This is a genomic window from Sulfitobacter rhodophyticola (assembly GCF_041281685.2).
In the GTDB taxonomy this organism is placed as follows: domain Bacteria; phylum Pseudomonadota; class Alphaproteobacteria; order Rhodobacterales; family Rhodobacteraceae; genus Sulfitobacter.
Map to the genome: position 1 here is coordinate 3,106,303 of NZ_CP166251.2, position 19,568 is coordinate 3,125,870.

Below are 19,568 nucleotides of genomic sequence, written 5' to 3' on the forward strand. Positions count from 1 at the left end.
GCGTCAGGCCTTGCTGGTCTGCGCCTTGCGGGCCAGACGTGCCGCCCGCCCGCGCTTGCCCGCCAGACGCCGGCGCTTGCGTGCAACCGCCTTGTCGCGCTTGGCATTGGTGCCAGGCGCTTGCGGCACCGCGGCGATCGGCTGCAAACCTGTCTCCCGCTCCATCTGTGCTGCGGTGCGGATGATGGGGCGGCGCAGGTCCAGCAGGAACGCCAGTACCAAGGCCAGCGCCACCGATGCGACCCCACCCATCGCGGCAAGACGTTTTCGGCTGGTGGTCACGGGAAAATCGGGGACCTGGGCTTCTTCGAGGGTGATCAGACGCTCCCCACCAGAGGCGGATTCAAGGCTGAAGCCCACTTCGGCCTCGTTTCGCCGCGATGAAACGGCACCAAGCTGGCTTTGCAACTGGGTCAGCCTGCGGTCGTAGTTGGCGAGTGCCCGTTCCACTTCCGGCGTGTTCTTGAGGCTGGCCGCCAATTCGCTGCGGCGTTCATCGAGCAAGCGGCGTTGGGTTTGCAGACTGGTCAGTTCCGTTTCCAGATCGGCCTGCTCGCGGCGCACCGTAGGGGCGCGGGCCGACCTGTCAATCCGGCTCAGCGCCAGTTCCACGCCGATGACTTCCCGGTCGATGGACAGCAATGCAGCATTCAGGCTGGCGATTTCATCGCGGCGAAATTCAAGGCTGCCTTCGATCGACAGATCGTTTTCGTTGCGAAAGGCCGTCAGCTCTTCCTCAAGCTCCGCGATGTCGCGGATCAGGTTGTCTTCCTGTTGCTGGAAGAATTCCAGCGTTTCGCGCGCCTGGTTCTTCCGGCGGTCACGGGACAACGCGCGGGTGCGGTCGGCCAGCTCATGGGTGACTGCCTGCGCCAGTTCGGGCGTTGCCATCTCGGCGCTGATGGTCAGGATCGAAATCGTGCCATCGTCGCTGAAGCCCTCGCGCGCCGCTGCAACCCCGGTGATAGACACCGCAAAGCGCAGCAGGTTCACCTTTTCCCACAGCAGCAGGTCAGCGTTATCGGAATAGAGATCATATTTCTCGATGATCTCCTCAAGGCTGCCGCGGGCCATCAACTGCTGTTCGATCAATTGCAGCCGCCGCGCTGAGGATCCGGCAACCGTGCTGGGTGCCAGATCATCATCGACCTTGGGCTGTTCGATCTGAATGACTTCCGCAGCGCTATAGCGATGCGCGGTGTTAAGCGCGACATAGACGGAGGCGAGGCACCCCAGCATGATGACCATGCTGATCAACCACGCCCGGCGGCGCAGCAGGTCGATGAAATCCGACAGGGAATAAATCGTGCCCATCTTTCACGTCTCTCTTAAACAGGTTGCCCAGCCGCGCGGGTAGAACGACTGGGCAGGGTTAGAACAGGATAATCAGGCAATTATGCGGCGATGCGCAACCCCGGAACCCGGTGACATCCCGCGGCGAAACCTCAGGTATAGCGGGTGATGGAATCGGCCCGCGCGCGGTTCAGCATGACCCCCAAAAGCGGCACATGGCCCTGCATCAGCCGTTCACATTCCTTCAATTCGCGGCCCAGCGTTTGCGTCCCGTCCGACACCAGCAGAACCGCGTCAAGCTGCGGCAGGAACGCCGTGGCGTCATCATAGGTCAGCATGCCGGGCAGGTCATGGATCACGATCTCCGGCCGAATGGCCGCGCGCATCCGCTCCAGCGTGCGGGCGGTCGCACCGTCTTGCAGTATCTCTGCGGGGTTTTCCTCAACCTCGTCATTCAGCCCAAGGGCAAGCGTTTCGGTGGTGCGCACCAGATGGGCGCCCAGCGGGGTATGTCCGCTCAGAAAATCGGCCATCGGCCCATCCACGGCCACGTCAAAAGCATCGGCCAGCGCCGGGCTGCGCATGTTCATGTCCATCAGCAGCGTGCGGGACCCCGGCACCCGCGACAGGCTCAGCGCCAGGTTCACGGCCACAAAGGTCGACCCGCAGCCAGAAGTGGGGCCCATCACGCCGATGCTGGTCCAATTGTGTTCCTGCGCGGTCTGGCGCAAACGCGTGCGCAACTTGTCAAAGGCGCGCCGGATGGTGGGATCACGGTCTGCCCTGGCCAATGATTTCTGCAACACCGACGCTGATCGGCTTTTGCTGCCCGGCAGTGCCAGGGACAGGTCCTGCCACCGCGGTGTTCTCAGGTCGATCCGCACACCCTGCGCATCCGCACTCGGCGCATCATGCTGTAACGCACGCTGCTTGGCACGTTCCAGCACCGTGCGCCGGGGCCGAATGCTATGGCCCAGGATCAAGGACTTGAGATGGTGTGCGCCATCTCCTGCAGCAGCGGGGCTGCCGTTTTGATACGTATCTCTCATCGCGCCCCCCTTTGGTTGGCTACAGGTTCACGTGTTGGCGGTACGGGTCGCCTGTATCGTTATGGTTCTTGGTTCAGCAGCCCGTCCGGCGCAGGACCACGCCCACAGTCCGCCAGAGGACCTTCAGATCGGTCCAGAAGCCCAATTTGGAGTTGTACACGCTGTCCACATCGTTGCGGTAGGCAAAGCCGCTGTCGTTGTTGCGCGCGGACACCTGCCACAGGCCGGTAATGCCGGGACGCAAGGCGAAATACGCAACCGGGTCGCCGTACATCGGCAATTGTTCCGGCATCATCGGACGCGGACCAACGATGCTCATGTCACCCCGCAATACGTTGAAAAGCTGCGGCAATTCATCCATCGAGGTTGCGCGCAGGATGCGCCCGACACGGGTCACCCGTGGATCGTCACGCAGCTTTTGCATATGGTCCCATTCGCGGCGCAGCGCGGGATCCGCCTGGAGGGTGTTCTCCAGAACCTCATCGGCGTTCCGCACCATCGTGCGCAGCTTGAGGATCGAAAACTGCCGTCCCCGGCGACCCAAACGGGCCTGAGTGTAGAATGGCGCGCCCCCTTCTAGGTACAGCGCCAGCGCGCACAGGCCGATCATCGGCAATGCAATCGGCAGGCTCAACAGCACCAGCGCGGTATCCAATATTCGTTTAAAAACACCGCGATAGGCCCTATAGGGTGATTCCCGCTCGGCCCGGGCGGCTTCCCACACGAAGGCCCGCGCTTCCGGACCCGTCCCCGACAGGTCTTCATAAGCAACTGCGTTTTCCAGCGTATCACTTGGAATAGGCAAATCGAACATCCCGTAACCGGGCCTGTTCATTGGAAAATCTTTCATCACAACCCCCCAAGGGTCACTTACATATAACTCCCCGGATCGATTTGAAATTCTCGATCCGGTCACTCACATACGCTGCGCGTGAAGCGCGCAGCCTTGGCACAATACCCAAGGCTGCGACCCCCAAACGAAACCCACGACCCTCTTATACCAATCAATTCGTCACAATTTAACCCTATTTCAGCTTCAAGCCCTTTAATGCGCCTTCCGCAGGTCGAGGTTTGTGTCACGACGTTACCATTTTTCGGCCATATTTCGCCTTATTTCTACGAAACAATCTGTTTCCTCGACATCGTTCCCAATGGCTGAAACGCGAGGGGATTGTTTCGAAATCAGGGGGATAATTGTTCCCGCAGCGGAAACAATGAAATCTGACGCCGCATACTGTTCGTGGACACTCCGAAGGCGTGCCTGAACCAGCGTCAGCGACATTTTCAATGAGGGGGGAAGTGGCAGCCCGTAGGGGAATCGAACCCCTCTTTCCAGGTTGAAAACCTGGCGTCCTAACCGATAGACGAACGGGCCACAGGTGGTGTGCGGTTCATTAGGCAATCGCACCTTTGGGCGCAAGCGAAAATTTTCGCCCTGTGCCCAAAAAGCGCAGCACTCAGGAAACAGCCGCCGCGTCTTCCAATCGCACCTGCACCCGTCTCCGGCCCTGCCAGTCGTTCAGGTCCAGACGTCCGGCCAGATGAAACCGCGCCCCGCCGTGCTGCTCCAGCGCGGGACCCAATGCCGTGTCAAAGGCGCCGAAGGCAATCGCATCCATCCGCGCGCCCAACCCGTCGCCAAAGGTGATCTTGAGGTGGTTCTCCCCCACACGTTTGGCAAAACTGATCTGCATGTCCGCAAAGACAAACCGCGGGGCAGGGGCAGCAGCACCGAAAGGGCCTGCATGTTCGATCTCCACGGTCAACTCGACGCTGGCGGCACCGGGCATGAGCAATCCGGTCACCTGCAAGTCCGCTAGCCCCGCCAGATGCGCGCCCTGCTTCTCCAGCAACGCGCCCAATCGGGCCATGGCCTCCTCTAGCTTGTCTTCTGCAACCGTCAGACCCGCTGCCATCTTGTGACCCCCGCCCTTGATCAGCAACCCTTCGGCAGCAAGTCGCTGGATGGGCGCGCCCAGATCGATGCCGCTGACCGACCGGCCCGAGCCTTTGCCGATGCCGTCTTCGACCCCGATCACGATTGAGGGCCGGTTGGACGCCTCTTTCAGCCGCGAGGCCACGATGCCGACCACGCCGGGATGCCAGCCGGGTCCGCTGGCCCACGCCAGCGGTGCGTCAAACCCGCGTTCTTCGGCCTGCGCAAGTGCCGCCGCGCGCACACCCGCTTCTATATCCCGGCGTTCGGTATTGAGCGTATCAAGCCGCGCGGCCAGCGCGGCGGCCTCGTGCGGATCGGCGGTGGCCAGCAACCGCGCGCCCAGATCGGCCTCCCCGATGCGCCCGCCCGCATTGATGCGCGGGCCCAGCACGTACCCCAGATGATAGGCGGTCGGCGCCGTTTCCAGCCGCGCCACGTCAGCCAGCGCAGTCAGGCCCGGACGCGCGCGCCGCGCCATCACCGTCAGACCCTGCCGCACGAAGGCGCGGTTCACACCCGTCAGCGGGGCCACATCCGCCACAGTGGCCAGCGCCACCAGATCCAGCAGCGCCATCAGGTCGGGCCCCTGTCGGCCCGCCTCCCGCAACTGCCGCCCCGCTTCCACCAACATCAGGAACACCACCGCCGCCGCACATAGATGCGCCAGCGTGCCGTCTTCGTCCTGCCGATTGGGGTTCACCACCGCCAGCGCGTCCGGCAATGTCTCCGCGCCCAAATGGTGATCCAGCACCACCACATCGGCCCCGACCGCCGCGGCGATGGGACTGTGCGACAGGGTTCCACAATCCACGCAAAGGATCAGATCATGATCCCGCGCCAGCGCTGCCATCGCCGCGTCATTGGGCCCGTACCCTTCGTCAATGCGGTCCGGCACATACAGCGTCGCGCCGTGCCCCATGTCGCGCAACCACGTCAGCAACAGTGCTGCAGAAGACCCGCCATCCACATCGTAATCGGCAAAAACCGCGATCTTCTGATGCGCCTTCAGCGCGACCAGAAACCGCCGCGCCGCCCCTTCCATATCCTTCAGTGATCTGGGATCCGGCAACAGGTCGCGCAGGGCAGGTGCCAGAAACCCCGCCGCTTCCTCGGGGGCGACGCCACGCCGCGCCAGAACCTGACACACCGGTTGCGGCAAGCCCGCGCGCTGGACCAGAACCTCCGTGGCGCGCTCCACCTCGACACTGGGCCCGACCCAACGCCGCCCGGTCACAGATGCCTCGACCCCCAGAAAGCTCACCACCGGCCCCTTCCAAATGGTTTAAAAAACCCCCGCGGCGCGTCCCGCCCGCGCCGCACGCACATCCGTCAGCCGGAATGGACCGGCGTGCGATAATTGATCCGGCGGACCGACCCGGTCTTGGACCGCATGATCAGTGTCTCGGTGGTCATCCAGCCCGGTTCGCGATGTACACCGGGCAACAACGTGCCGCCCGTGACGCCCGTCGCTGCAAAGATCACATCTTCCGTCACCATCTCGTCACGGGAATAGACCCGGTTCAGATCCTCGATCCCGGCCTTGCGGGCGCGGGCCTTTTCATCGTCGTTGCGAAACAACAGGCGGCCATACATCTGCCCGCCCATGCATTTCAGCGCGGCCGCGGCCAGCACCCCTTCGGGTGCGCCCCCTTCGCCCATGTACATGTCGATGCCGGTGCCGGGCTCCGCGCAATGCATCACACCGGCCACATCGCCATCGGTGATCAGCCGGATGGCTGCCCCCGTTGCGCGCACTTCGGCAATCATCGCCTCGTGGCGGGGGCGCTCCAGAATGCAGACGGTGATGTCGGACGGCGCGCAGCCGCGCGCCTTGGCCAGCGCCTTGACGCGGTCGCCCGGTGACATCTCAAGCGTGACCACGTCCTTCTTGAACCCCGGCCCGATGGCCAGCTTGTCCATATACACATCCGGCGCATGCAGCATCGACCCGCGCGGTCCCATGGCAATCACCGTCAACGCGTTGGGCATATCCTTGGCCGTCAGCGTGGTGCCTTCAAGCGGATCAAGTGCGATGTCCACACCGGGGCCGTTGCCGGTGCCGACCTCTTCGCCGATGAACAGCATCGGCGCTTCATCGCGCTCTCCTTCACCGATCACCACCACGCCCGCGATATCCAGCATGTTGAGCTGTTCGCGCATGGCGTTGACCGCAACCTGATCGGCGGCTTTCTCGTCCCCGTGACCCACCAGACGGGCAGAGGCGAGTGCGGCCGCCTCCGACACGCGGGCAAGGCCCAGCGACAACATACGGTCCTGAAAATCAGCGGTGGCGGTCATGGGGACGTTTCCTTGTTCGTATTTCTAATCAATGCCTGCAACAGCAAGGCAATCATGGTGCCGTTCAGCAGGTGCCAAAAGACATGGGTACCATAGGGCCAGACATCGCAGAGCGCTATGTCATAGGTCCGCAGGCTGAGCGAGAGCATAAATGTCCCCGTGGCCGCCACGAACCACCACCGCACGGGATGGCGGCGCGCCACGGCAATCACACTCCAGATCACCATGGCGATGACGGCAGGCAGGTATTGCCCGGACCCGTTGAAGCGGTCGGGCGCGCGGGGGACAGGGGCCTGCGCCGGGTCCGGCGCGGGCAGGGCGATCCAGAAAAGCACACCGAGGGCCACCAGCGCCGCCAATACGAAGGCGATACGCCGGGGTGCCACGCCGCCCAGATGGGCGATGGAAATCAGGGCATAGGCCAGCACGAAGCCCCAGATCGGCAGCACATCGGTCAGCGCGGACCAGCCCGTCGCAAAGGTATGAAACAGAAAGGAGCCGACGCCAATGAGCGCCGCCAGCACGATCAGCAGCCAGATCGAGGGCCAGTGGAGCCTGCGCCGGCGGGCTTCAAAGGCAGCCCAGAGCGCGGCAAGGATGAAAGCCGCATTCGACACCGCGTTCAGCGGCTCTGACCAGAATGACGCGTCCAGCCGTTCGCAATAGATGTCGACAGGCGCGGTCAGGTCCATGGCCGGGATCAGACCTCTTCGATACGGAGCGCGACCGGCGCGCCTGCCATGACACCAGTGCCGTCCATGGCGGCCAGCGCCTCCTGCAAGGCACCCTGCGTGGTCTTGTGGGTGACGATCAAGACCGGGGCCGATGTGTCGGCGTGTTCATACTGGCGCATCCGGTTGATGCTGACACCGGCCTCACCCAGAACGGCAGCAATCTTGGCAAGTGCTCCGGGTTTGTCGACCAGCGCCATGCGCAAATAATAGGGGGCAGGCATCTGCGATTGCGCAGATGTGGCGGTTTTCAGCGTTTCGGCGGGCTGACCAAAGACCGGCCCGGTGATCCCGCGCGCGATATCGCAGACATCGGCCATCACGGCACTGGCCGTTGGCCCTTCGCCCGCACCTGCGCCGCGCAACACGATCTGACCCACCGCGTCGCCTTCAAGGACGACCATGTTGGTGCCCCCCTCCAACTGCCCCAGCGGCGATGTTTCGGGCACCAGGCAAGGCTGCATGCGCTGCTCCAGCCCGCGCCCGGTCATCTGGGTGACGCCCAGCAGCTTGATCTTGTAGCCCATGTCGGCAGCGGCGCGAATATCCTCGATGGTGACATGTTCGATGCCTTCCAGTTCGATCCCGGCAAAATCCACGCGCGTGCCAAAGGCGATGGCGCTGATCAGCGCCAGCTTGTGTGCCGCATCAATGCCGCCCACGTCCAGTTGCGGATCGGCTTCGAGATAGCCCAGACCGTCCGCTTCGGCAAAGATCTCCTGATAACTGGCGCCTGCGTTCTCCATCCGGGTCAGGATGTAGTTGCACGACCCGTTCATCACCCCCATCACGCGGGTGATCTCATTGCCTGCAAGCCCCTCCATCAGGGTCTTGATCACCGGAATACCGCCCGCGACCGCCGCCTCGAAGCGCAGCGGCAGGCCCTTGGCTTCCGCAGCCTCCGCCAGCGCCTGACCGTGCATGGCCAGCATCGCCTTGTTGGCGGTGATCACGGCCTTGCCTGCGGCAAGGGCGGCTTCGGTGGCGTTCTTGGCCGGCCCGTCTTCACCGCCCATCAGTTCCACGAACACATCCACGTCGTCGCGCGTGGCCAGCGCCACCGGATCGTCTTCCCACGCGTAAGGGCTCAGGTTGACGCCCCTGTCGCGGTCGCGGGTGCGCGCGGAGACGGCGGTGATGACGATCTCGCGGCCGGTGCGCGCGGTCAGCAGTGCGGCCTGCTGGCGGATGATGCGCACCACGCCCACACCGACCGTGCCCAGACCGGCAATTCCAAGGCGCAAGGGGCCAGTCTGTGTCGGGGTCATGGGCAGGTTCCTTTTGTCAGATGTCACGCCGCGATGTAGCGGGTTCGGCCCTCAGGCGCAACGCGGCTTGGGGTGCAAAAGGGATGTGGCGGGGCGTGCGTTGGCTTAACGCAACCCTTCGGCCAGCCGCTGGCGTTCACGACCTGTCAGAACCGACCCCCTGAGCCGGGCCGCACGGGCGCGCAGATTGGCCACGCGCGCCTCCAGCACCGCTTCGGTCTGACGGTTCGCGCTTTGTGCGACCTGTGCATTGGCCAAAATCGGGTCCAGCGGGACAAGGGCGGGGAAATCTGCGGTGGCAAGCTCGGGCGTGACCGTGCGGTCCAGTTCGGGAAACTGGGTGCAGGCCCCCACGGCAAGGATCAAAAAGGCGCTCAGGCTCAACCGCTGCATGTCCCCTTCCTGCACCACCGATGGCATTCGCGCAAGCAGGCTTTGCTTTTGAACGATTGTTCATTAATCAGGAAACATGGCACGCACAACCGGATCCCATTCTGACATCACCGGCCCCAGGGTGCGGGCCGCGGCGCTGAAACTGTTTGCGCGCAGCGGCTATGCGGCGGTGTCCATGCGCGCCATCGCAGCGGAAGTCGGCGTACAGGCGGGGGCGCTTTACAACTACACCCCCGACAAGCAGACGCTGCTGTTCGATCTGATGCAAAGCCATATGGAGGCGCTGCTGGCGCAAATGCCGGCCGGGGCAGGCGATCCGATGGTCGATCTGGAGGATTTCGTGGCCTTCCACCTGCGCTTTCACGCCGACCGCCCTGACGAGGTTTTCATCGCCTACATGGAATTGCGCAACCTGACGCCAGAGAACTTTGCCCGGATCGAGGCCTTGCGGCGGACCTACGAGGACCGGCTGGAGCGCATCCTGCGCGCGGGTCAGGCGGCGGGCGTCTTTCGGATTTCCGACAGCAAAATCGTGGCGCTTGCCATCATCGCGATGCTGACGGGGGTCAACACCTGGTTCCGGATCGGCGGGCGGTTGTCGCTGGACGAGGTGGTGGCGCAGTATTGGGACATGGTGCGCAGCGCCGTGGGTGCTGGCACATTGCCGCGCTGAAGCGCGATTCCCCTTCGAGGTGCATGGGGCGGGTCTGAGCCCCGACGTCCTTTGCTGGTGCGGGTTGGCAGAGACCCGTTTTGCTGAGAGGCGCTTGAGAGACACATGTGTCCTCAAGGCACCTGTTCGAGGGTGGGGGCGATTCCCTCCGGCCTCAAGGACAGGCCAATCAAAGATTGGTCGCGTGCCGCGATCCTTGACCCCGAAGGGAATCACCGGTTTGGCTCAGTGGGCGGGTCTGATGAACTGGCCGTTGCGCAGATCTGCGAAGGCCTGTTGCAGCTCGGCCTGGGTGTTCATCACAATGGGGCCATGCCAGGCGACGGGTTCCTCGATCGGCGCGCCGGAGATCAGCAGAAAGCGCACGCCATCGGGCCCTGCCTGCACGGTGACTTCGTCGCCGGTGCCGAAGCGGATCAGCGTGCGGTCGCCCGACAGATCGCGGATGTTCAGTTCTTCGCCCGCCACTTCCTTTTCCAGCAGAACGCCCGTGGGGGCGGAGGCATCGGCAAAGGCACCGGCCCCTTCGAACACATAGGCGAAGGCGCGGCGGTAGGTGTCGATGCGGAAGGTTTTCTTGAGGCCCGCGGGCACGAAGATATCGAGGTATTGCGGGTCTGCGGCAATGCCATCGACGGGGCCGCGTTTGCCCCAGAAATCTCCGGTGATCACCTTCACGCGGGTGCCGTCATCGTCCGTCACCACCGGGATATCCGCGCTGGTCACGTCCTGATAGCGCGGCGCGCACATCTTTTGGGCCGCAGGCAGGTTGCCCCACAGTTGGAACCCGTGCATCTGGCCACGGGTGTTTCCGGCGGGCATTTCCTGATGCAGGATGCCCGATCCTGCGGTCATCCATTGCACGTCGCCCGCGCCCAATGTGCCGGTGTTGCCCAGGCTGTCGCCGTGATCGACGGTGCCTTCGAGGACATAGGTGATCGTCTCGATCCCCCGGTGGGGGTGCCAGGGGAAACCTTTTTCGAAATCCTCGGGACGGTCGTTGCGGAAATCATCGAACAGCAGAAAGGGGTCCAGTTCGCTCGGGTCCTGAAAGCCGAAGGCGCGGTGGAGCTTGACGCCGGCCCCTTCGAGGGTGGGCGTGGCGCGGCGGGTTTCCAGCGTGGGTCTGAGGGACATGGGCGTTCTCTTTCGTTCGGTTACCGCTGAGATGGGGCAGGGGGCGGCAGTGGGCAAGGGGTTCGCGTGAACGGGTGCTGTGCATCCATGCGCAGGACTAGCGCGCCCACCATGCGGCGGGTTTCACCCGGCCGCCGCGTTTGCGGTCCAGCCATAAGGCGACTTTGCGCCAGCGCGACAGGGCAATTTTCAGCCACGCCCGGTGCTGCCATTTGCGGAAATCACGGTTGAACGGGCAGACCCGCATGCAAATCGCACAATCGGACGACAGCTTTGCCCAAAAGCCAAAGCATTTGGCGGCGTCCGAGGTCCATTTGCGCACGCCCTTGATGGCCGAAGGGCTGCCCTTGGTGACTTCCGGTGGGCCGTAGGGCAGCGCCTTGACCGGGCAGGCATCGGCGCATTTGGTGCAGATGTCGCAGAAGGCGCGCACGCCTTTGGGCGCGGGCGTATCGTGGGTCAGCGGCAGGTTGGTGAAGATCTTGGAGAACCGCAGGCGGGGCCCGAATTCGGGTGTGATCACCATCTGGTTGCGGGCGTATTCGCCCAGACCGGCCTTGACCGCAAAGGGGATCACCAGCCCGGTGTCGTTCATCGAAGCCGTCGCTTCATAGCCGAGGTTGCGGATATAGGCGGCAAGTTGCATCACCACCGCGGCCTCATGGCTGTATTCGCGGCCCGTGGCGGCCCCGGCAAGGGCGGACGGATAAGTGGCGACCAGATCTTCCTCCATCTCGTGGCCCAGCACGATAACATGGCGCAGGCCTTGGGGCAGGTCGTTCGGCGCGGCGGACATGTCGCGGGTATCGACCCGGCTTTCATAAAGCCATCGGGTATCCAGATCGGTGATCCCACACAGATCAGCGCCGAAGAACTGCGCAATGCGCTTGATCTCCGCGCTCATGGCGGCGGGGTCATCGACGGGGACCTGTTCGGGGGCGACGGGGGTGTCATTGGCGATGGGGGCCTGAAAGCCCTCGCGTTTGCCATCCTCTGCGCCGCGGTTGGTGATCACATCGCTGATCAGCCAGCTTGCGTTGCGCAGGGCAAAATCGCGCTGGCCAAACCCATCGCCCCGGCGCGGCGCGGCTTCCATCCGGTAGGAGGCAAAGAACGCATCGGTTTTCGGGCTGCGCACCGCCGGATCCCAAAAGGCACGGGTGAAGATGTCATTGCGCTGGGTAAAGCGTTCAAACTCGGGCGTGACCTCTATCCCGGCGGCGGCGTCATCGGGATGGGTGTGATCGTTACGGATGTTCATGGGGCATGTTGGCCGTGTGCGGCGTGATTTGTCAAAGGGTCGCAATCGGGCGCGACAGGTCGCTTGCAGGCAGGGCTGATGGGCAAAACGCGACAAGGGAGTGCGGCATGAAGATAGGGTTCATCGGGTTGGGCAATGTGGGCGGCAAGCTGGCGGGATCGCTGCTGCGCAACGAGGTCGATCTGGCGGTGTTTGATCTGAACGCCGGTTTCGTGGCTGATTTCGCAGCGCGCGGTGCGCGGGCGGGCACGTCTGCGGCGGACCTGATGCGGACCTGTGATGCGGTGATCACCTGCCTGCCAAGCCCCGGCGCCTGTGCGGCGGTGGTGGCGGAAATGCTGCCCCACGTCGCGCCCGGCAAGATCTGGATGGAGATGTCGACGACGGATGCGGAGCAGATCAAGTCCCACGCGCAGGCAGTAATCGCGGCGGGTGGCGAAGCGGTGGATTGCCCGGTGTCCGGAGGGTGCCACCGGGCAGATACGGGCAATATCTCCATCTATGCCGGGTGCACACGGCCCACGTTCGACAAGGTATTGCCGATCCTGACGCATATGGGGCGGCGCATCCTGCATGTGGGGGACGTGGGCACGTCATCCACATTAAAGGTGATGACCAACTATCTGGCAACGATGAACCTTTTGTCCCTGTGCGAGGCGCTGACGGTGATGAAGGCATCCGGAATGGACCTTGGTGTGACGTATGAGGCCATCGCCGCGTCTTCCGGCAATTCCTTTGTGCATGAGACCGAAAGCCAGTTGATCCTGTCGGGATCGCGCGATGTGAATTTCACGCTTGATCTGGTGCAAAAGGACGTGGGGTTGTTCCAGAAGCTTGCGGATGATCACGGCGTCCCGCTGGAACTGTCGCCCAAGATGATCGAGATGCTGAGCGACGGACAGGCGCGTTATGGCGCACGCGCGCAATCGGACCGGATGATCGAACGGCTGGAGGAGGCAACCGGGCTCCGCATCACCGCGCCGGGGTTTCCGGCAGAACTGGTAGACGACGAACCCGAAGAACGGGGATATGAGGTGCCGGTGCGGCGCTAGGGCCAGAACGCTAGGGCAAGCGCGCAGCGACCGCGGCCATCACGTCCTCGGCAACGGCATCCACATCGCGCGCGCCGTCGATCGCGACAAAGCGGTCGGCGTATTCCCGTGCAAGATCCAGAAAACCCGCGCGCATGGCTTCCTGCAATTCTTCGCCAAACTCCTCGAACCGTTCTTCCACGCCGTTGCGGCCCAACGCCCGGCTCAACCCGTCCTTGGGGTTCATGTCAATCAGCACGGTCAGGTCCGGCTCCACCCCGATCATCAGATCATGCAGCGCATCCACTGTGGCGCGCAGATTGCCGCGCGACAGGCCCTGATACATGCGGGTGCTGTCGGCAAACCGATCGCAGATCACCACCTTTCCCGCCGCCAAAGCGGGGCGGATGGTGCGTTCCAGATGATCGCGGCGCGCCGCGGTGAAAAGCAGGATCTCTGTCTCCGCCGACCAGCGGTCGGGGTCGCCCTGCAGGACCAATGCGCGGATTTCCTCGGCCCCCGGCGATCCGCCGGGTTCCCGGGTCAGTACCACGTCGCGGCCCGTCTTGCGGAGATGCTCCGCCAACAGCCGCGCCTGCGTCGACTTGCCGGACCCGTCAATGCCTTCAAAACTGATGAACAGGCCGCCTTCGCTCACGAAGCGTCCTGCGGACCGGCGTTCAGACGCGCCAGAAGATGTGTGGCCGCCGCCGTCAGCTTTACCATGAAACCACCCGGCGCGATGCTTTCTGACGCGACCAGCGGCACGCGCACCTCCGGCAGGTCATCACGGTCGATGACCAGTTCGGCCAGCGTCTCTCCCTTGGTGATGGGTGCATGGAACGGCCCCTTGTAGATCACCTCGCCCTTTATACCCGTGCCACCGGTCACGGGGGCCAGCACCGACAGGTCTTCGGCCAGCTCCAACCCCACGGTCTGCTGCATCCCGAGCGCGACAGGCGCTTCGGCCAGTTGTTTACCGGCCTTGCCCAGTTCCCGCTGGGTGAACTGACGGAATGACCAGTTCACGATGGCTTCGGCCTCCTGCGCGCGGGCAGAGGCGCTTTCCAGTCCGGAAATGACGAAGATCACCCGACGGTCGCCCTGCTTGGCCGATCCGACAAGCCCGTATCCGGCTTCCTGCGTGTGCCCGGTCTTGAGCCCGTCGGCACCGATGCCCAGACGCAGCAGGGGATTGCGGTTGGACTTGTTCTGCGGCGCGCGTCCGTCGAACAGATACTCGGTTTCGGCAAACAGCGGATAGAACTGGGGAAAATCGGTGATGATGCGGTCGGCAATCAGGGCCAGGTCCCGCACGGACATCAGATGGCCTGCCTGCGGCCAGCCGTTGGAGTTGGCGAAGGTGGAATTGGTCATGCCCAACTGCTGCGCGCGCTGGGTCATCATACGGGCAAAACCGTATTCGGTGCCATCGGGGCTGAGCGCTTCGGCAATCACCGCGCAGGCGTCGTTGCCGCTGAGCACGATGATGCCGCGCAACAAGTCCTCCACCGACACCCGGTCGGTGGTGTCCAGAAACATGGTCGACCCGCCATAGGACATCGCGTGCTTGGACACCGGCAGTTCTTCGACCAGATCAAGCCCGCCTGCGGCCTTGCCGCGCTCCACCGCCTCGAACGCCATGTAAAGCGTCATCAGCTTGGACATCGACGCGGGCGGCAGCGGCGTATCGGGGTCCTTGGCCAGCAACACCGTGCCGGTGGTCTGGTCAATCACGTAAGCCGCACCCGCCTTGGTTTCGAACGCAGCGGCGGGCAGGGTCAGCAGGATCAGCGCAAAGCTGGCAGAAAGCAGGCGCATCATCATCTGGGGCAGGCTCCTTTTCAGCAGGGCTCAGGTCAGTTGGACACCGCATAGGCGTCCGAAAAGCCTTCGGCCTTGATGTTTTTCAATATGCTGTTCAATTCGGACTTGGTGTTTGCCGGCCCTACGACCACGCGCCAGAACGGCTTGCCGTTGATCTCGGATTTCTTGACGGTGGGCACCATGCCGGCGCTTTGCATCTGTTTGGCGGCGCGGTTCGCATTCGCCTCGACGCTGAAGATACCGATCTGGATGAAGGGCTTGGCAAGGTTGGAAGGTTTCGCAACGGGTGCGGGCGCAGGTGCTGGCGCAGGTGCGGCGGCCGCGGTTTCCGTCGTCGTGGGTGCTGCGGCATCAATCGCGGCACCGGCGGAAGCGATAGGATCAAGCGTCGTTTCAGCCACGTCAGCGGGTGCGGCAACCCCTGCGACCTCCGTGATGTCTTCGGGCGCGGCGTCGGTGGTTGGCACCTCCGCTTCCTCCCGGCGCAACGCGGTCACGTTAAGCGGCGCAGGCGCACCCGCCAGAATATCCAGCGACGCGGCAGCATCGGAGGAAATCTGCAACTTCGGACCGGGCAAATCCCGTTCCCGCCGGAAAAGGGCGCCAATGACGAACTTGCCGTTCGCCTCATTGCGGATGATCACCCGCTCGGGCTCGCTCACGTCGGGATGCGCGACCCAGACACCGCCCAGCGACGGGCGGCCATCCCACAACCCCTGATCGGAGACATTGAAGACCTCGGGCGCTTCCACGTCCCGCTCCACCGTCTGGGCAGAAGCGGCAGGGACACCGGCGGCAGCTTCACTGCCACCACCGCCGCCAAACTCCGGCATCGACAGGCTGAAGTTGCCCGCGTCATCGCAGCCCGCCAGAATGATCGTGGCCGCAACACCAAGTGCGAACAGCTTTTTGCGCCCAAAGGGTCCGCGTCGCGTGTCCATCATGGGAGTGGATATACTGCTCATCTGTCGCTGTCCTTGCCTGCTGGCCCGGCCCGGCAATGGCCATCTGCCGAGCGCACCTGTTTGTCCCCTGACGAGGATCTTGACGGCACCATAGCCTGTGTCGGGTGCCCTGAAAAGACAAGCCTGCACTGATCGGCAGATTTCCCCTTCACAATTGGATGTTCCAACCCCCTGCAAAGGGCATTTGCCGAATCGCAATCAGCCGATTAGGAGAGACGGGCTGCGGAGGTTTGGCAGAGTGGTCGAATGCACCGGTCTTGAAAACCGGCGGGCGTGAGAGCGTCCCCAGGGTTCGAATCCCTGAGCCTCCGCCAGCGCCTACCAGGCACCACTGCTTCCGTCCTTCCGTGCCGCTGCAATGATCAACCGTGGGGGTCACGGCCGCTTCAGGATGAAATCTGGCGCAATGCCGCTTGCCGCGATCCGCGGCTGGACGTCATGGCCCGCAAAGAACCCGTAGTCTGCAATCAGCGCGGTCTTGATCCCCGCCGCCTGACCGCCAAGGATATCGGTGTGCAGACTGTCGCCCACCATCACGGTGCGGGCGGGGTCGATCCCGCCCAGATGGGCGAAGGCCAGATCAAAGATATTCCCGAACGGCTTTCCGTAGAACTGTGGCGCCACGCCCGTGGCATCGGCCAGACGGTGTGCAAAGCTGCCCGGCTCGGTCGAAAAACCCTGCTCGCGCGGGGCGACGATATCGGGGTTGCCGACATAGACGGGACGCGGGCGGGCGCGCAGCGCGGCTTCAAGCATCGCCTGACGGCTTTCGGTCCAGACCGCACTTCCCATCAGCACGAACCCCTCTGCGGCCTCATAGGCTGCCGGGTCATCCTCCAGAAAGCTGACATTCAGACCGTCCAGATCGACACGGCCAAAATCCGGGTTGGCCATCAGCCCCCAATGCAGGTCCGGCGCGGCGGCCAGCCCCGCCAGCACGGCCTTGCGGCTGGTGATCACGTCATCGGGCGCAAAATCATATCCAAGGCGCGCGTATTTCTTCAGGAGCATCGCATGGGGAAAACCCGCAGCATTGGAGACGACAAGCACCCGTTTGCCCGCCTTTTGCAACCGCGCCACCCGTTTGGGCACGCCGTCAATCGCCGTCTCTCCGATGTTGAGCACACCGAAAGCATCCAGCAGAAAAGTGTCCACCTCATCCGCAATCGCATCCAGATCGGGCAGGGCGCGGCAAGGCGCGTCGCGCGTGACGTCCGGCAGGCGCGCGCGCACGGCTTCATAGGCGGCAAAAGCCTCCGGCATCGTCATGGATTTTTTCAAATGATCGCGCCCCGCACCTTGGCCGATACCCATTCGGAGATCACCACAGCAGCCAGGATCACCAGCAGGATCAGCGACACCTGCGGCCACGCCAGCACATTGAGCGACGACGACAGTTGCAACCCGATGCCACCAGCCCCCACCAGCCCCAAAACCGTGCTTTCGCGAATGTTGATGTCCCAGCGGAAGACGGCGATGCCCGCGAACGCAGGCAGGATCTGCGGCACGATGCCGTAGGCCATCACCTGCCAGCGCGAGGCACCCGTGGCGGTGATCGCCTCGACCTGCGTGGTGTCGATCTCCTCGATCGCCTCGTAAAGCAGCTTGGCGCAGAAGCCGATCGACCGGATGGCAATGGCGATGACGCCCGCGAACACACCCGGCCCGATGATGGCAATCAGCAGCAGCGCCCAGATCAGTGAATTGATCGACCGGGTCGAGACGATGATCAGCAGTGCAATGGGCCGGATGACATAGGCCGACGGCGTGGTATTGCGCGCCGCCAGAAACGCCACCGGTACGGCAAGGATGAGCGCGAATATCGTGCCCAGCGTGGCAATGTTCAGCGTGTCCCAGATGGGCTTGCCCAACTGCGTGATGTATTCCCAGCGTGGCGGCGTGGCGCGGGTCCAGATATCCCCCGCGATGCGCGGCGCATCCCAGACGAAGAACCATGTGGTCGTCTCCGAAATCCGCTGCCAGCAATAGGCAAAGATCGCGATGCCAACCAGCCACAGCACCCAGTGAAACAGGCTTTCCCGCCCCGTGCGCCGCTGCCACAGCTTGACGCTGCCGTCATCCCGCACCGGCATTACTGAACCCTCGCCCGGATGATGCCCGACAGGTATTCCAATGCCATGACAATGACGATGATCAGGATCAGGATCGCCGCCGCAGTGTCGTATTCATAGCGGTCAAAGGCTGTGTTCAGCGTCGCGCCAATGCCGCCCGCGCCTACCAACCCCAGAATGGCGCTTTCGCGGAAATTGATGTCGACGCGGTAGATGCTGAGGCCGATCAGGCGCGGCATGACCTGCGGCTGCACCCCGTAGTTGATCCACTGCGTCCAGCGTGCGCCGGAAGCCTTGATCGCCTCGGCCTGTACGCGGTCCATGCTCTCGATATCCTCGGCCAGTAGCTTCGACAGGAAACCGATGGTCGCAAAGCTCAGCGTCAGAAACCCGGCCAGCGGGCCAAAGCCAAAGATCGCCACCAGCAGGATCGCCACGATGATCTCCTGCAAGGCGCGGCTGACGGCGATGATCGACCGGCAGATCAGGTAGACGGGCAGGGGCGCGATGTTGCGCGCGGCCCCCAGCGCGATGGGGATCGAAATGATGATGCCCACGACCGATGCCGCCACGGTCATGATGATGCTTTCCAGCATCCCGTCATAGATATCACCCGATCTTGAGGTGAAATCCGGGCTGGTGAACGCAAGAATGAACTGCTTGCCGCGCTCCAGCCCCTCATAGACCCGCGCCCAATTGACGTCGATGGTCATGTAGGCTGCGATCAGATAGGCGACAAAGCCCAGAATAAACACCCAGCGCAGCCAGGCACGTTTGACAAACGCGGGCTTGCGCCACGGCTTGCCGACGCGGGACTGTATATCGAAGGCGATGTCGCTCATTGTGCCGCGACCTCATCCTCGTCGTCCACCTTTTCGATGGTCGCTTCCCAGTCTTCCTCGCCGTAGATTTCGGTCAGCTTTTCGGGCGACAGCCCGTCGGGCGGCCCATCATAGACCACCGCGCCAAAGCGCAGGCCGATCACCCGCTGCACGAACATCTGTGCCAGCGCCACATCGTGAATGTTGATGATCGCCGCCAGCTTGCGTTCGCGGCACAATTCGCAGATCAACCGCATGATCTGGCGCGATGTCTTGGGGTCGAGCGATGCAGTGGGTTCATCCACCAGCAACAGCGCCGGGTTCTGAATGAGCGCCCGGCAGATGCCGACGCGCTGCCGCTGTCCGCCAGACAGTTCATCCGCCCGCTTGTCGGCCATATGCGCCAGCCCCACCCGGTCCAGCAGGCGAAACGCCTCATCCACATCCGATTGCGGAAACCGCCGCAGGAAACTGCGCCAGAAGCCGACATAGCCCAGACGCCCGGACAACACGTTCTCCATCACGGTCAAACGCTCAACTAGTGCGTATTCCTGAAAAATCATGCCAATGCGCCGCCGCTCGCGCCGCAACCTGCCGGATGACAAGCCGGTCAATTCGACATCGCCCAGATACACGTCGCCCGACGTCGGTTCGACCAGCCGGTTGATACAGCGGATAAGCGTGGATTTGCCCGCCCCAGACGGGCCGATCAGGGCCAGCACCTGCCCCTCGGGCACCTCAATCGCCACCGATTTGAGAGCCTGATCCCCGGTCTTGTAGGTCTTTACCAGCTTATCAAGCCGCAGCATG

The 19,568-nt window shown here is 63.4% G+C and carries 19 protein-coding genes and 2 tRNA genes; 3 read left to right on the plus strand and 18 right to left on the minus strand.

Annotated features, from left to right (window positions below; genetic code table 11):
* Positions 1-3 precede the first annotated feature (3 nt).
* The 9 genes from AB4X18_RS16295 to AB4X18_RS16335 form a co-directional block, all read right to left on the minus strand.
* Positions 4-1,314: a DUF874 domain-containing protein gene (locus AB4X18_RS16295; protein WP_370401079.1), complete on the minus strand. Its 1,311-nt coding sequence runs from the start codon at positions 1,312-1,314 to the stop codon at positions 4-6.
* Positions 1,315-1,445: 131 nt separating this feature from the next.
* Positions 1,446-2,342, minus strand: coding sequence for a CpsD/CapB family tyrosine-protein kinase (locus AB4X18_RS16300; RefSeq protein ID WP_370401080.1), 897 nt, complete (start codon positions 2,340-2,342; stop codon positions 1,446-1,448).
* Positions 2,343-2,415: 73 nt separating this feature from the next.
* A complete protein-coding gene (locus AB4X18_RS16305; RefSeq protein ID WP_370401081.1) occupies positions 2,416-3,192 on the minus strand; it encodes a sugar transferase in 777 nt (258 codons plus the stop codon).
* A gap of 450 nt (positions 3,193-3,642) precedes the next feature.
* Positions 3,643-3,717: transfer RNA gene (locus AB4X18_RS16310), tRNA-Glu, on the minus strand.
* A gap of 82 nt (positions 3,718-3,799) precedes the next feature.
* Positions 3,800-5,542 (minus strand): single-stranded-DNA-specific exonuclease RecJ, encoded by a 1,743-nt coding sequence (recJ, locus tag AB4X18_RS16315; protein WP_370401082.1) that lies wholly within the window; start codon positions 5,540-5,542, stop codon positions 3,800-3,802.
* Positions 5,543-5,610: 68 nt separating this feature from the next.
* Entirely contained in the window at positions 5,611-6,579 is a 969-nt protein-coding gene (glpX, locus tag AB4X18_RS16320; RefSeq protein WP_370401083.1) for a class II fructose-bisphosphatase, read from the minus strand.
* Positions 6,576-7,271: a ceramidase domain-containing protein gene (locus AB4X18_RS16325; RefSeq protein WP_432816801.1), complete on the minus strand. Its 696-nt coding sequence runs from the start codon at positions 7,269-7,271 to the stop codon at positions 6,576-6,578. The genes glpX and AB4X18_RS16325 overlap by 4 nt, the downstream gene beginning before the upstream one ends.
* 8 nt (positions 7,272-7,279) lie before the next feature.
* Positions 7,280-8,578, minus strand: coding sequence for a homoserine dehydrogenase (locus AB4X18_RS16330; protein ID WP_370401086.1), 1,299 nt, complete (start codon positions 8,576-8,578; stop codon positions 7,280-7,282).
* Positions 8,579-8,683: 105 nt separating this feature from the next.
* Positions 8,684-8,971 (minus strand): hypothetical protein, encoded by a 288-nt coding sequence (locus AB4X18_RS16335; protein WP_370401087.1) that lies wholly within the window; start codon positions 8,969-8,971, stop codon positions 8,684-8,686.
* 76 nt (positions 8,972-9,047) lie between these two features.
* Between AB4X18_RS16335 and AB4X18_RS16340 the strand changes: the two genes are divergently transcribed.
* Positions 9,048-9,644, plus strand: coding sequence for a TetR/AcrR family transcriptional regulator (locus tag AB4X18_RS16340; protein WP_370401088.1), 597 nt, complete (start codon positions 9,048-9,050; stop codon positions 9,642-9,644).
* 225 nt (positions 9,645-9,869) lie between these two features.
* Here the strand turns inward: AB4X18_RS16340 and AB4X18_RS16345 are convergent, their stop codons facing one another.
* Complete coding sequence (locus tag AB4X18_RS16345; protein WP_370401089.1) at positions 9,870-10,781, minus strand: pirin family protein; 912 nt, start codon at positions 10,779-10,781, stop codon at positions 9,870-9,872.
* A 97-nt stretch (positions 10,782-10,878) separates the two neighbouring features.
* Entirely contained in the window at positions 10,879-12,042 is a 1,164-nt protein-coding gene (locus AB4X18_RS16350; RefSeq protein ID WP_370401090.1) for a reductive dehalogenase, read from the minus strand.
* A gap of 107 nt (positions 12,043-12,149) precedes the next feature.
* On the opposite strand from AB4X18_RS16350, the gene AB4X18_RS16355 reads away from it, so the two are divergent.
* On the plus strand, positions 12,150-13,094 hold the full coding sequence (locus AB4X18_RS16355; RefSeq protein WP_370401091.1) for an NAD(P)-dependent oxidoreductase: 945 nt from the start codon (positions 12,150-12,152) through the stop codon (positions 13,092-13,094).
* Between the two features lie 10 nt (positions 13,095-13,104).
* Here AB4X18_RS16355 and tmk read toward each other — a convergent pair whose 3' ends face one another.
* From tmk to AB4X18_RS16370, 3 genes are read right to left on the minus strand one after another with little or no spacing between them, the layout of a single operon-like run.
* On the minus strand, positions 13,105-13,731 hold the full coding sequence (tmk, locus tag AB4X18_RS16360) for a dTMP kinase (protein WP_370401092.1): 627 nt from the start codon (positions 13,729-13,731) through the stop codon (positions 13,105-13,107).
* Complete coding sequence (locus tag AB4X18_RS16365; protein ID WP_370402649.1) at positions 13,728-14,897, minus strand: D-alanyl-D-alanine carboxypeptidase family protein; 1,170 nt, start codon at positions 14,895-14,897, stop codon at positions 13,728-13,730. Before AB4X18_RS16365 ends, tmk begins: the two co-directional genes overlap by 4 nt.
* A gap of 35 nt (positions 14,898-14,932) precedes the next feature.
* Positions 14,933-15,865 (minus strand): SPOR domain-containing protein, encoded by a 933-nt coding sequence (locus AB4X18_RS16370; RefSeq protein WP_370401093.1) that lies wholly within the window; start codon positions 15,863-15,865, stop codon positions 14,933-14,935.
* A 224-nt stretch (positions 15,866-16,089) separates the two neighbouring features.
* On the opposite strand from AB4X18_RS16370, the gene AB4X18_RS16375 reads away from it, so the two are divergent.
* Positions 16,090-16,179: transfer RNA gene (locus AB4X18_RS16375), tRNA-Ser, on the plus strand.
* A gap of 61 nt (positions 16,180-16,240) precedes the next feature.
* Here AB4X18_RS16375 and AB4X18_RS16380 read toward each other — a convergent pair.
* Genes AB4X18_RS16380 through phnC form a run of 4 tightly spaced genes read right to left on the minus strand, consistent with a single transcriptional unit; the run spans position 16,241 to position 19,567 of the window.
* The gene (locus AB4X18_RS16380) at positions 16,241-17,179 is read right to left on the minus strand and encodes an HAD-IIA family hydrolase (RefSeq protein ID WP_432816802.1); all 939 of its coding nucleotides are present in this window, start codon (positions 17,177-17,179) and stop codon (positions 16,241-16,243) included.
* Complete coding sequence (phnE, locus tag AB4X18_RS16385; protein ID WP_370401095.1) at positions 17,143-17,958, minus strand: phosphonate ABC transporter, permease protein PhnE; 816 nt, start codon at positions 17,956-17,958, stop codon at positions 17,143-17,145. Before phnE (AB4X18_RS16385) ends, AB4X18_RS16380 begins: the two co-directional genes overlap by 37 nt.
* Positions 17,958-18,779, minus strand: coding sequence for a phosphonate ABC transporter, permease protein PhnE (gene phnE, locus AB4X18_RS16390; protein ID WP_370401096.1), 822 nt, complete (start codon positions 18,777-18,779; stop codon positions 17,958-17,960). The genes phnE (AB4X18_RS16385) and phnE (AB4X18_RS16390) overlap by 1 nt, the downstream gene beginning before the upstream one ends.
* Positions 18,776-19,567, minus strand: a complete 792-nt coding sequence (phnC, locus tag AB4X18_RS16395) for a phosphonate ABC transporter ATP-binding protein (protein WP_370401097.1) — start codon at positions 19,565-19,567, stop codon at positions 18,776-18,778. The genes phnE (AB4X18_RS16390) and phnC overlap by 4 nt, the downstream gene beginning before the upstream one ends.
* Position 19,568 lies beyond the last annotated feature (1 nt).

Coding starts and splice junctions, on each gene's coding strand:
- AB4X18_RS16295 (WP_370401079.1), bottom strand. CDS start 1,314: ATGGGCACGATTTATTCCCTGTCGGATTTCATCGACCTGCTGCGCCGC.
- AB4X18_RS16300 (WP_370401080.1), bottom strand. CDS start 2,342: ATGAGAGATACGTATCAAAACGGCAGCCCCGCTGCTGCAGGAGATGGC.
- AB4X18_RS16305 (WP_370401081.1), bottom strand. CDS start 3,192: ATGAAAGATTTTCCAATGAACAGGCCCGGTTACGGGATGTTCGATTTG.
- glpX (WP_370401083.1), bottom strand. CDS start 6,579: ATGACCGCCACCGCTGATTTTCAGGACCGTATGTTGTCGCTGGGCCTT.
- AB4X18_RS16325 (WP_432816801.1), bottom strand. CDS start 7,271: ATGGACCTGACCGCGCCTGTCGACATCTATTGCGAACGGCTGGACGCG.
- AB4X18_RS16330 (WP_370401086.1), bottom strand. CDS start 8,578: ATGACCCCGACACAGACTGGCCCCTTGCGCCTTGGAATTGCCGGTCTG.
- AB4X18_RS16335 (WP_370401087.1), bottom strand. CDS start 8,971: ATGCAGCGGTTGAGCCTGAGCGCCTTTTTGATCCTTGCCGTGGGGGCC.
- AB4X18_RS16340 (WP_370401088.1), top strand. CDS start 9,048: ATGGCACGCACAACCGGATCCCATTCTGACATCACCGGCCCCAGGGTG.
- AB4X18_RS16345 (WP_370401089.1), bottom strand. CDS start 10,781: ATGTCCCTCAGACCCACGCTGGAAACCCGCCGCGCCACGCCCACCCTC.
- AB4X18_RS16350 (WP_370401090.1), bottom strand. CDS start 12,042: ATGAACATCCGTAACGATCACACCCATCCCGATGACGCCGCCGCCGGG.
- AB4X18_RS16355 (WP_370401091.1), top strand. CDS start 12,150: ATGAAGATAGGGTTCATCGGGTTGGGCAATGTGGGCGGCAAGCTGGCG.
- AB4X18_RS16365 (WP_370402649.1), bottom strand. CDS start 14,897: ATGATGCGCCTGCTTTCTGCCAGCTTTGCGCTGATCCTGCTGACCCTG.
- AB4X18_RS16370 (WP_370401093.1), bottom strand. CDS start 15,865: ATGAGCAGTATATCCACTCCCATGATGGACACGCGACGCGGACCCTTT.
- AB4X18_RS16380 (WP_432816802.1), bottom strand. CDS start 17,179: ATGGGTATCGGCCAAGGTGCGGGGCGCGATCATTTGAAAAAATCCATG.
- phnE (WP_370401095.1), bottom strand. CDS start 17,958: ATGCCGGTGCGGGATGACGGCAGCGTCAAGCTGTGGCAGCGGCGCACG.
- phnE (WP_370401096.1), bottom strand. CDS start 18,779: ATGAGCGACATCGCCTTCGATATACAGTCCCGCGTCGGCAAGCCGTGG.
- phnC (WP_370401097.1), bottom strand. CDS start 19,567: ATGCTGCGGCTTGATAAGCTGGTAAAGACCTACAAGACCGGGGATCAG.